Here is a 12,340-nt window from a genome sequence, read left to right on the forward strand (position 1 = left end):
CATTCGAGCCGTTTTAATCGATGAGCTTCGGCGTCGGAAAAGCTCGCGCCTAGCCCAAAAGGGCTGTTCGCATCCCCTCTTTGAAACCCAATTTGCCATAAACCGACGAAAAGTCCCTTTGAAAACTGGCAATTCTTAATCTCCTCCTTATAGTCCGATTCGTAGGCATACTCTGCGCGTTTGGCGCGGTCCTACGAGATACCCACCCCCGCCGAGCTTGAGAGTAACGGCTCAATCGCCGCGAATTTCACCCTTCTTACTAACTCAACGGCTCCCATGCTCAATCGCTACCTTCGGTCGCAATGGTTTCGTTTTCTTGGCAAGCAGAAAAAAGCTCCGTCCACAAAACAACACAATCGGCGAACGTTCCTCGAGTCGCTCGAAGACCGCCGCGTGATGGCGGTTTACACGTTTGATGCGATGACCAACACCTTGGGCATCGGGTTGGCAAACAACGATTTACTAACCACAACCGTCTCGGGTTCGGATGTGGTTTTCACGCTCGCTGGCGCGGGTACCTTCGTCCAGTCGGGCGGAGACCCTGCGCCGATTTTTGGCGCAAACTCAATTACGATTCCAGCAGCGGACCTGGTCTCGTCACTTAACATCACCAACAGCACAGTGACCACGGGTACCAATTCGGTCACGTTCTCGGGAGCAATCACTTCGGGAAGCATTGGCGTGCTTCTCAACGACGCCGATGCCGTCGGCAACATCAATGTGAATGCTGCCTTGAGTGCCACCGCAGGTAGCGTGGCCCTGAACGGCGCTGCCATTGCTGGCAATGCTAGTGGGACGATTTCCACAACGGGTGGCTTGAGTGTGACCAATACGGCCACGAGTTCCCTGGCCGGAGTTATTTCGGGATCTGGTGGTCTGAACAAGTCCGGCGCGGGCACGCTGACGCTCAGCGGCGACAACAACTACACGGGCATCACGACCCTGAACCGAGGCACGACTAGTTTACTCAGTGCGAACGCCTTGGGCGCAACGGGTGTCGGCAACCACACCGTCGTCAACGGCGCGGACTTGGCCACCGGCACAACCCTCGCGCTGAATCCAGCGGCTGGTATCAGCGTTCCCGAATCGTTGAACCTGAATGCGAGTGCCAGCGGTCTCGTTACGCTGCTCAACTCGGGCCAGAATAATACGATCTCCGGCAGCATCGATGTCACGAGCGCCAGCAATCCCGTGCAATTCACCTCCAACGGCGGATCACTGACCGTCACGGGTGACATCACCGGCGCATTGTCGAGCGGAGCGAGCCTGGTCCTGCGCGGCACCTCCACCAGCACCACGAATCGCCTGCAAGGCAGCGTCAATCTGACGGGCGGTAACTTGTCAAAGACCGACGCCGGGCTCTGGGTCGTGGGGGCCGCTGCAAAGACTTACAGCTGGGTAAATACAGAGGTTTCCGTCGGCACATTGCGGATGGCGGCTGCCGATGTGCTGCCAGCCACCGGCAACATTATCATGGGGCAGAACAACACTAACAGTTCGACCCTCGATCTGAACGGATTCAATCAAACGACCGCGGACATCACCTACAACTACACCAGCGGCATTGGGATCATCAGCACCGGCGCTGGCACTTTGACCCTCGACGGCGATCTGAACTTCAATGCCACAACCGCCAATAATGCGGCCGCCACGGGTAGCCGAATCACCGGCAATCTTGAATTGGGCGTTGGAGACCACAACTTCAACATCGCCAATGCCACCACTGCCTTCGATTTCAATATCACCGCCAACATCAGCGGCTCCGGCACAGTGAAAAAGACCGGCCAAGGGAATCTGCTGCTGAGCGGCACGAATTCTTTTTCCGGCACCTACGAAATCAACACCTTGAGCACACTCGGCTCGCTGGTGTTGTACAGCACCGGCGCCGAGAACGGTTCTCCCAACGTCATACTCAACAGCGGCGGCTTGGCACTCGGAACTGCCTTCATCGGCCAGACGGCGACCATCGGCAACTTGACCGGCACCGGCGGCGTCGTCTCGGCACGATTTGAGTCTACGGCGGGAACGCGGACCCTTTCCATTAATCAAACCACCTCCGGAACCTACTCCGGTCGCGTCGGCGACGACGTGGATGCTCGGTTGCTGGCAATCCAAAAAATCGGCGCCGCAACCTTGACCCTTAATGGAACCAATGGCTACTCGGGCACAACCAACGTTAACGAAGGAACGCTGCTAATCAACAGTTCTGTGGTTGACGGCACGGCGGCCACAGACGTGAGCGTGAATGGCACCGGCACGCTCGGTGGCACCGGCACGATCAATGGCGTGACGCAGGTGTTTTCTGGCGGTTCAATCGCTCCGGGAACAAATACCGGCATCCTCAATAGCGGCAGCCTGACATTTGACAGTGGGTCGAACTTCAACGTCGAACTCAACGGCACGACCGTCGGCACGCAATACGATCAACTCAATGTTACCGGCTCGGTCACTTTAAACGACGCCAACCTGGTCGTCGCGCTGGGCTACACCCCAGCCAATGGCCACTCGTTCACGATCATCAACAACGACCTAAGCGACACAGTTCTCGGACTGGGGACGTTCAAAGTCGGCGGCGTGACAATCCCCGACGACACCGCGTTCATCGCGGGGGGCAACCGCTTCATCATTAATTACAACGGTGGCAGCAACAGCAATGACGTCACGCTTACGGTGCAGAATTTTACGACCGAGCTGACTCTTTCCAGCGGCAACCTGGTGATCACCGACATTGCCGGCGGCGGCCAGACTGACACGCTGACCATCAAGTCCGACACGACAAATTCTAAGTTCATCGTGAGCGATCCGAATCGCATCCTGGGGGCCACGGGCATTGCTGGTGCCGTGGTCAGCGTTGACCAACACACCGTCGACGTGCCATTCAGCTCGGTGACCGGGACGCAGATTCTGGTCAACACGCTGGCTGGCAACGATTCATTGACGGTCGATTTCTCATTGGGCAACTTCAGCAAGTCGATTAGCTACAGTGGCGGCTTGGGGGATGACGCGCTCGGGTTCCGTGGGACAGGAACAGAAATTGCCACTTACACCCCGAGCGCCACGACGAATGGCGATGGTTCGGTGGTCGTCAATGGTCTGGTGAATTCCTTCACAGGCCTAGAACCGGTCGACTTCGATAACTTTGGCACATTTAATCTCAATCTGCCGGGGGCGAACGACAATGTCACACTGACCAACGGCTTTAACTCGGCGGTGACTGCCGCGCTGGAGGCCCCGGGAAGCGTGCCGGCCATTGTTTTCACTGGCGACTCCGGCGCCGTCAATTTCGAGTCGGCGCATGTCTTCCGCACGGCCAACGTCAACTTGAATACCACTGCCGTGGCAGGCATCGATGTCATCACCATCGCGAGTGCGAGCAATGACCACGCCAACACCAACCTGAGCATCACCACCGGCGCGGAAGCAGGGGACGTCATCACCATCAACGGCGGCGTGAGTGTTGCCGGGGCCGTTGGTTTGAACACGGTGAATGTGAACTCAATCGCGGGCGGCACGATCAGCACAGGAAATGGGCTGACCGTGAACATCACGGGCGTGGCCAGCACGTTGACGGGCTTGATTGGTGCGGGAAGCGTGATCAAGCAGGGAACCGGTACGCTGATACTGAACGGTGCGCACACTTACGGTGGAGCGACCATAGTCAACGCCGGCACGCTGCTGGTGAATGGCTCGACAACTGCGGCTACGAACGAGTTTGTTGTCAATGGTGCCAGCATTCTCGGTGGTACGGGCTCGATTGCTGGATCGGTCACGCTGAACGGCACGGCCACCCTCGCGGCGGGCGATCCGACGGTCGCCGATACCACCGACAACCTGGGAACCGGCAGCCTCGCCTTTACCGCCGCAACGCAGCAGTTCAATGTTGAGGTCGGCGGTACCGCAGCCGGAGACTATGACCAGATCGAAGTGGGCGCGGCTCAGACCGTGGCGCTGGCCGGCGCTACACTCAACGTTAGCTTGTTGAATGGGTTCACACCCGATTCTACCTCGTTGCAAGAATTCATCATCATCGACAACGCCGGTACCGATGAAGTCAGCGGCATCTTCGCTGGCTTGCCCGAAGGTTCACCGATCGTACTGGGATCAGGTCCCTTCTATACGTTCTACATCAGCTATCGTGCCGACTCCTCGACCACCGGCAGCGGCAACGACGTCGCTCTCTACTCGCAACCGGTGCTGAACGGCACCGCCCTGAACGACCAGTTTGATGTAACGGGCGATGGCACGAATTTCTCGGTCACCACCCGAACGTTTGATAACACGGGCGCTCTGGTTGCGGGACCGACAACCGTCAATTACACCTCGCCACCGAATTTTGCCTTCAACGGCGGTGCGGGAGATGACGTTCTCCGAGTCACTTACAGTTCGACTTCTACGGATCCAATTCCGGTTGGCGGAGTCAGTTGGAACGGTGAGGGCGAAACAAATAATGCAGTAGTCACACCGAACCAACCTCCATTTATTCCTTCGCAGACGTTTGGCGATGTGCTCGTGGTGGAAGACACTCGCTTGGTCCACACGCTGAGCACCACCTACACTCCGAGCGCCACCACTTTTGGAAGTGGCGTTGTCACTGTTGCCGGTGCAACAGGTGGCACAATCACGTTCGCCGACCTGGAACCTGTCGACATCAGCGGCATGGCGGTCGCGACGCTGGCCACTCCGGCAGCCAGCACCAACGACGCGCTGACTATCACCAACGGCAAAGACTCGGCCACAGGAACGATCGATGCCTTGGTCGTCACTGGCACCACTGGCCTGACCGCCACCTTGATCGAGTCCGGTCACTTCTTCAACAACGACTTGCTGGTCATTGACACGACTGCCAACGACGGCGACGACTCAGTCATTGTTACCAGTGCTGACAATCTGCACGCGAACGCCCGCTTGCAGATTGAGACGGGCACAGGGACTGACTTCGTTCGAGTAGACGGCAACGTCAGATTCACCGGCGACGCTTTGGCTGCCACTGTCGATATCGAGATCGATTCCCAATCGATCATATTGAATGGCGGCACGCTGACCGTCACCGACGTGACGGGCTCCGTCGATCTGGATGCCAACCTCGGCGCGATAACTTCACCAGGTGCCGCCACTACCGATGTCGTCGCTACCTCGCTCGTTGCCACCGCCAATGCCGGCATCGGCACATTGGCTGACCGACTGCTGACTAACGTGGCTAACCTTAGCGCGGTTGTTACTACCACGGGCAACATCTTTATTACTGAAACCAACGGCGTAGAGATCAGTGCCGGCGGTCTCATTAGCGGCAGTGGCAACATCAGCCTCAGCGCGGGGGGCGCGGTCACCCAGACCGGAGCCATCACCACCACCGGCGGCTTGGAACTGCTTGGTGCGGGCTCGTTTACCTTGAACAATGCCGCCAACAATGTCGGCACGCTTGCCGCCAATACCACGGATACTATCGACTACACCGACTCGACCGGTCTGATTGTCGGCACCGTCAACACGGTCGGCATCACCAGCACGGCAGATGTGGCGCTGCATAGCGCAGGGCTGACGATCAGCCAGCCGGTAGCGACCGGAGCAGGTGACTTCCGGATTGATTCGAGTGCGGCCGTAACCCAGACCGCGGCCATCACCGCCACCGGCTTGCAACTGACGGGGGCCGGGCCGTTCACGCTCAATAACCCCAGCAATGATGTAACGACGATTGCCGCCAATGTCACGGGGACGATTAGCTATACCGATGTGAACGCTCTGACGGTGGGCACCGTGGATGTGCTCGGTAACAGTGTCAGCGGCATCACCAGCAGCGGCAACGACGTGCGACTCTCCACACTCGGCGGCAACTTGCTGCTCGACGACGATGTGGCCCTGGGCGCTGGCGACTTGACTCTGGCGGTGATCGGCACAGTCACTCAGATTGCCGGCGATGACATTACCGCTGGCGGCTTGGAACTACTGGTCACTGGCAATGTCACGTTGACCAATGCGGCCAACAACGTTGCCACCCTGGCCGCCAACGTCACGGGCACGCTCAACTACACGGACCTGGACGCGCTCACCATCGGCACGGTCACCGGTTCGGGAACCAGCAGCGTCAATGCGACCGGCGATATTGTCCTCAGCACCGGCGATGCAGGGGCTACCGACAATCTCACGCTTCCCGTTACCTTCAACATCACCTCCTCCGGTGGCAGTGTGACGCTCAATGCGGGTGACGATGCGTTGTTGGATGGAGATGTGAACGCGTTGACGCAGGTGACCGTGAATGTGGATGCGGGCGATGGGGAGTCGAATGGAGTCGGAGAAGTTGCGCCGGGAAGCGGTGGGACGGTGACGATCAATGGTGTGATCACCGTCAACGGCGGCGCTGGCACGACGTTCTTAAACGGCGGCGACGACTATGACACGTTCGACTTCGATCCGCAGACAACGACCTCGTTCAGTGTGAACGGCAACGCGCCGCACGGCACGGCCGACGGCGATCGCCTGGTGATCACGGTCCCGGCACTCACCGTGCAAACGGTCAGCGACGTGGGGAGCGGCGGCTTCTCGTTCGCGCCGACCGCCAATCCGGCGCTCGACCCGGTGACCTACGTCAGCATCGAAGAGCAGGACGTGACCGGCGGTCCGCTGAACCTGCTGATTGATCTCACGCCGGTCTATAACGGGGTCAACAATCAACTCACGATGCAGCGGGTCGGAGCCGACCTGGTGATCAATCGCCTGGGGACGGGCCCGGTCACCGGCAACTTCTACACCGGCACCCTGGCCACGATCAACTCGCTGGAGATTCGCGGCGGCGGGCAGAACGACTCGGTCGAAGTGTTCGACACCGGCACGGGCCTGCCCGACTTCGTCGGCACGGTGCCTGGGGTAACGAATAATCCAAACGTGGTGGGGACGCCGGAGTTCTTGTTCACCGGCGGTGCAGGCACCGATGTGCTGACGTTCAACCTGGGATTGGCCAGCACCGCCCAGGTGTACGGCATCGGCAGTGGCTCGGGAACTGCTGCGAACGACGGCGAGATCAGCACGACCAATCCGGCGAACACGCTGATCACCTACTTCACCAGCGTCAGCGAAGTGAATCGGGCGGGCTTCAATGCCACGGCCGGTGGGCTGCAGATCTTGGGCGACCTGTCAGGCAACACGATCAACACGACCGATAACGGTGGTGGTGAGACCCGCGTCCAGCCGACCGGTTACACGCCGTTCGACTTCAGCGGCGATAACTTCAGCAGCTTCGAAGTCTACGGCCTGCGGGGCAGCGACACGCTGACGCTGACCAGCTTCGGCAGCGGTCAGACGAATAACCCGACCATCGTGCTCGACGGCAGCAATCCGACCGGCTTCGGTGGTCCAACGGACGACGGCCTCGCCGACACGCTCCGCGTCCTCAGCACCAGTTCGAACACCGGACTGGTCACGCTGCTGGGTGGTCTGGGCAGCGATCAGTTCTTCCTCGCGGGTCCGGGCCTGACGGTCGACGACATTGCCGGCCCGGTGGTGGTCGACGGGGAAGACAACAACCTGGCGGGCAATAACGATCAGTTGTTCATCGACGACAGTGGCGACACGACCGCTGACCCGAACGTGCTGATTGCTGCAGCCGGCGGGATGAATGCGGACTATGCGGTGACGGGAATCAACGCCAGCGGAGTCACGTTCCGCAACATCGACAGCTTCGATTACACGGGCACGGAGCAGGGGGACACGATCGACGGCCGGTTCACCCCGACCAACGTGCCGCACGACCTGAACACGGTGGCCCTGCGTGGTTTCGACGGCGACGATCAGTTCCTCCTCTTCACGTCGAACCAATGGGGCGGGGTCACCCCGGTGACGGAGCTACCGTTCACCCGCGTGGCCAGCGGCGTGGGGACGATCAGTCTGTACGGCAACGATGGTGAAGATATCTTCGGCGAAACTCCGGCCCCGGTCATCGGGAACACGGGAGCCATGCACGTGGGCCTAGCCGTCCCCGCCACGACGCGGCTGATTCGTCCGACCACGGCCGCGACTGCGGGGGGAAGCACCATCTTCATCGACGGTGGCGATCCGGTACCGGCGCTCAATCAGGCCGGCGATACGGTCGGCGATGTGCTGAACCTGGATGTCACGGACGTGCCGAAGAACACGGCGATGATCGTGGGAGCCGGTTCGTCGGGGAACGTCCTCAGCGCCAACACGGCCCCCTTCAGTTGGGTCAGCATCGAAGACCTCAACCTGGTCGACAACGGCAAGCTGACGGGCGTGCAGATCGGCGACGTGTTCGGCCGCGGGACCACGGGGAACGACCTGATGCAGATCTCGGCCAATGCCACGGCCGCGCTTCCGCATCAGGTGCGGGTGCGCATCGGCGGCGCGATCATGAACTACAACGTGCCGGGCAAGGCCGTGCTGTACGGCGGCAACGGAGTCGACACGATGTCGCAGACCACGGCCAAGATCCCGGCCGTGTTCTATGGCGAAGCGGGCAACGATTCGCTGGCGGGGGGCTCGAACAACGACTGGCTGGTGGGTGGCGACGGGAACGATCAGATCACAGGTGGCGAAGGCCAGAACGTGATCTGGGGGGATAACGCGCCGACGAATCCGGGCGACCCGACTCCGCAGGACTTCCAAGGCCCGAACGACGGTAACGACTCGATCAGTTCGGGCAACGGAGCCGACGTGATCTATGCCGGTGGTGGCCACGACGTGGTGAACTCCGGTGGGGGCAACGACTACATCCATGCCGGGGCTGGTAACGACAGCGTCGATGCCGGGGCCGGAGACGACCGGGTGTATGGCTACAGCGGCAACGATACGCTGCAAGGCAACAGCGGCAACGACCTGCTGTCGGGCGGCGACGGTAACGATTGGCTGCTGGGTCACTCGGGGAACAACGTGCTAATCGGTGGCACGGGGAGCGACACGCTCTCGGGTGGGGACGGCAACGACCTGCTGATCACCGGTGGGCTGGGTGGTGAAGAGAACAGCACCTGGACTTCGGCTCCCAACACGATGACCTATGCGGCGAACACCTACAGCGACCCAATGGATAACGATGCAGCCCTGCTCGCACTCCTGACGGCCTGGCAGCTGAACTCCAACGCCGCTGCACCACCGCCCGAAGTGCTTGCCCTGCTCCCCATCATCGCGCCCGACGGCTCGGACGACGACGCCTGGGGCGGCAACGGCAGCGACCTCTTCAGCTGGGACGCCGCCGACATGGCCGACGAATCCCTCACCGCCCCCGGCCCCAACGACTTCAACAACCCCGCCACAGGACCTGACGTCCGACTGATCTAAACCAGCGGGACCAACCGCGGATTGCATTCGCAAGGGGTGTGGGGTAATTTGGGCAGTGCGAGTGGCAGCGGGCGGGTACTTCGCAGTTTAGCGATACTTGTCTGTCCAGCCTGCTGTAACTTACTGGCTGGATCTTACCGGGGAGTGGATCGTATGGCGGTTTATCGACGAATTGAGTTGACCAGTTTCAGCGGCACTAGCGGCGATGTAACGCTAGTTCGGTTTGTCGACCGCAAGATCATCGATGCCACCAACATTCAAGAGTTGGGGGACGAACTGTTCTCCCTTGTCGAAAAAGAAGGGCGCAAACTTCTCGTCCTCAATTTCACCAGCGTCGAGTTTCTTTCGTCCGCAGCCCTCAACAAGTTAATCATCCTTGAAAAAAAGGTTAAGGCACACAGCGGCAAGATGCGGCTCTGCCAATTGCGGCCAGAAATTTACGAAGTCTTCGCAATCACTCGCTTGAATCAACTGTTTGATATCAAGGGTACCGAAGGCGAAGCACTTACGGGTCTGTAAACGTCCGGGCAGTGTCCCGCAACATTCGCACTGTTGTTCAGACTCGTGCGCGACGTAATTCTCTCCTTGTAGTACGGAAGAGTCATGCCCCAGTCGGATTGGAACTGGAAGCTGGAACGCCGCTTTCCTAGCGACACCACGCCCGGGCAAGATGCCATCGCGATGGTGCTCGCCCAGTTGGATGAGGCTGGTTGGCCGTCGAAAGATGTCTACGGCATTCACCTCGCTTTGGAAGAAGCTCTGGTCAACGCTATCCGCCACGGCAACCGCAGCGACCCATTGAAGGAAGTCGACCTGCGCTGCTACCTGACCGACAATCGCTTGCGCGTCGAGATCAAGGACGAAGGCCCCGGCTTTGATCCCAGCAAATTGCCGGATCCCACCAGCGACGAATATCTTGATCGCCCCAATGGCCGCGGCGTGCTACTCATTCGCACCTTCATGAGCCGGGTCAATTATCTGGGCCGCGGCAATGTCGTAGTTATGGAAAAAGATCGCTCCGCTAGCAGTGCTTAAGTCGCTAGCGGTCGCCACTTTGTTCATCTCACTACGCACCTTCACTCGCCCCTAGCTCCTGCAGAAGCCGTTCTTTCTCCTTTGCGCGCAAGGGAGATTTCGCAGCTGCCACTACGTCGATTCCCGCATCTTTCCTGCAGATAAATCCACTCGTCAGCTATCTCACTCTTACTCAATATTGTTCCTTTCGCACCGCCGGCCGCTAGCACAAACTCGCCAGTTAACCGGCAGGGTTTGACTACTCTTCCGCTGTCAATCTAGGGCGAGTGTGCGGCAACGCACAGGCTCGATGAAGCCTACCCAGGGGGTGGGCCGATCAAACCTTCGGACGGATTGGTCTCGGCAACGTTCTGCCGCCGCACCCCGTCTGCCTTGCAGCGACCCAGTTGTGAGGCAGACTTAAATCGGGCGCTGCGACTGTTGTCGACAGGCGTTGGTTGATCCGCACTTGACGTTGAACCAGCAGCGACGAGCCCGCAATGCCCGTAAATAATCCACGCCTGAACCAGCTCGACCGGCAGTTGTCTGCCAGTGTTGCTGGACAGAGGACCGCCAATCGCCGACGCTGGCTGCAAGGCTTCTCCGTCGCTTGTGCGGCCGCAGTCTTGGGCAGCAGTGCGCTGTCTCCGCTCGCTCCCAATATCCAAGCCTCCGAAAATCGCTTCACCCCGCTCGTTCGAGCCATCGAAGCGGCCAAGCCCTCGGTCGTGAACATCCACGGCCGCAAGACCGTTCGTGCCGAAAATGCCTCCTTCGGGAGTGATGGCATGAAGCAAGTCAACGGCATGGGCACCGGCATCGTCTTCGATCCGCGCGGCTACATCCTCACCAACTATCACGTGGTCGAAGGGGTGAGCAACATTCAGGTGTCGATGCACAACGACCGCCAGGCCGTTGCCAAGCTCATCGCCCACGACCCCAAGACCGACCTGGCCGTCATCAAGATCGAGTCCGATGGCCCGCTCAAGGCCGTGCAATTCGGCACCAGCTGCGACTTGCTCACGGCCGAGCCCGTCGTCGCCATGGGGAATGCTTATGGCTATGAATACACGGTTACGCAAGGCATCATCTCCGCGTTGCATCGCACGGTGCAAGTCAGCGACGAACAAAAGTATCAAGACCTGATTCAGACCGACGCCAGCATCAACCCCGGCAACTCCGGCGGACCTCTCTTCAATGTCGATGGCGATGTGATCGGCATTAACGTGGCCGTTCGCGTCGGTGCGCAAGGCATCGGCTTCGCCATTCCCATCGATGAAGCACTCGATGTGGCCGCTCGCCTCATGAGCATCGAACGACTCGAGCAGCAGAGCCACGGCATCGTCGGCAAGACCAAGTGCGAACCGACCCAGCGGACGTTTGTCGTCAGCAGTGTCCGCCGCGATAGCCCCGGCGAAGTGGCTGCCCTGCAAGCAGGCGACGTCATTACCGCCATCGGCGAACGGAAAATCGAACGGGCCCTCGATATCGAACTGGCCCTGCTCGGTCGCAAGCGGACCGAAGACCTGCCGATCGAAGTCCTCCGCAGCGGCAACCGCCTGACAACCAACATTGTGCTCGCTCCTGCCAATGGACGCGGTGGCAAAGTCGCCCTCGCCGATCGCGTGTGGGAAAATCTCGGCCTCCGTTTGGCCCCGATGGACGACACCGAATTCAAAACCCTGAACAGCCGTTATCGCGGCGGCTTGGCGGTTCAAGCAGTCCGCCCCGATAGTCCCGCTTCGGCCCAAGGGATTCGTCGCGGCGATGTCCTGGTCGGCATGCACGTTTGGGAAACCGTCTCGCTCGATAATGTCTCGTATGTCCTCGATCGCGAAGACGTCAATCGCCAAGAGCCCGTGCTCTTCTATATCCTCCGTGGCAGCGACACCCTCTACGGTCACCTTCGCTTCGCCGAACGGACTCGCTAGCCGCTCGTAGTGTTGGCATTCGCCGACACCCTCTCGCTGGCCGGACCAACTGTCGCGCTCTGCGCTTGCGAGAATGGTAAACTCGTAAAGTTGATAATCTTCGAGTTGCCAAT

General features: G+C 59.9%; 4 protein-coding genes. All 4 read left to right on the forward strand.

Features of this window, described 5'->3' with window-relative positions:
• Window positions 1-276: 276 nt before the first annotated feature.
• Window positions 277-9,282, forward strand: a complete 9,006-nt coding sequence (locus tag ETAA8_RS29665; protein ID WP_145097533.1) for an autotransporter-associated beta strand repeat-containing protein — start codon at window positions 277-279, stop codon at window positions 9,280-9,282.
• A gap of 153 nt (window positions 9,283-9,435) precedes the next feature.
• Window positions 9,436-9,801: an STAS domain-containing protein gene (locus ETAA8_RS29670; RefSeq protein WP_145097536.1), complete on the forward strand. Its 366-nt coding sequence runs from the start codon at window positions 9,436-9,438 to the stop codon at window positions 9,799-9,801.
• 84 nt (window positions 9,802-9,885) lie between these two features.
• Window positions 9,886-10,317 (forward strand): ATP-binding protein, encoded by a 432-nt coding sequence (locus ETAA8_RS29675; protein WP_145097539.1) that lies wholly within the window; start codon window positions 9,886-9,888, stop codon window positions 10,315-10,317.
• Window positions 10,318-10,796: 479 nt separating this feature from the next.
• Complete coding sequence (locus ETAA8_RS29680; protein ID WP_145097542.1) at window positions 10,797-12,227, forward strand: trypsin-like peptidase domain-containing protein; 1,431 nt, start codon at window positions 10,797-10,799, stop codon at window positions 12,225-12,227.
• Window positions 12,228-12,340: the final 113 nt, after the last annotated feature.

Origin of the sequence: Anatilimnocola aggregata (genome assembly GCF_007747655.1) — a bacterium.
Lineage (GTDB): Bacteria > Planctomycetota > Planctomycetia > Pirellulales > Pirellulaceae > Anatilimnocola > Anatilimnocola aggregata.

Excerpts from the sequence above, each read along its gene's own strand:
- ETAA8_RS29665 (WP_145097533.1), top strand. The coding sequence starts at position 277 with ATGCTCAATCGCTACCTTCGGTCGCAATGGTTTCGTTTTCTTGGCAAG.
- ETAA8_RS29670 (WP_145097536.1), top strand. The coding sequence starts at position 9,436 with ATGGCGGTTTATCGACGAATTGAGTTGACCAGTTTCAGCGGCACTAGC.
- ETAA8_RS29675 (WP_145097539.1), top strand. The coding sequence starts at position 9,886 with ATGCCCCAGTCGGATTGGAACTGGAAGCTGGAACGCCGCTTTCCTAGC.
- ETAA8_RS29680 (WP_145097542.1), top strand. The coding sequence starts at position 10,797 with ATGCCCGTAAATAATCCACGCCTGAACCAGCTCGACCGGCAGTTGTCT.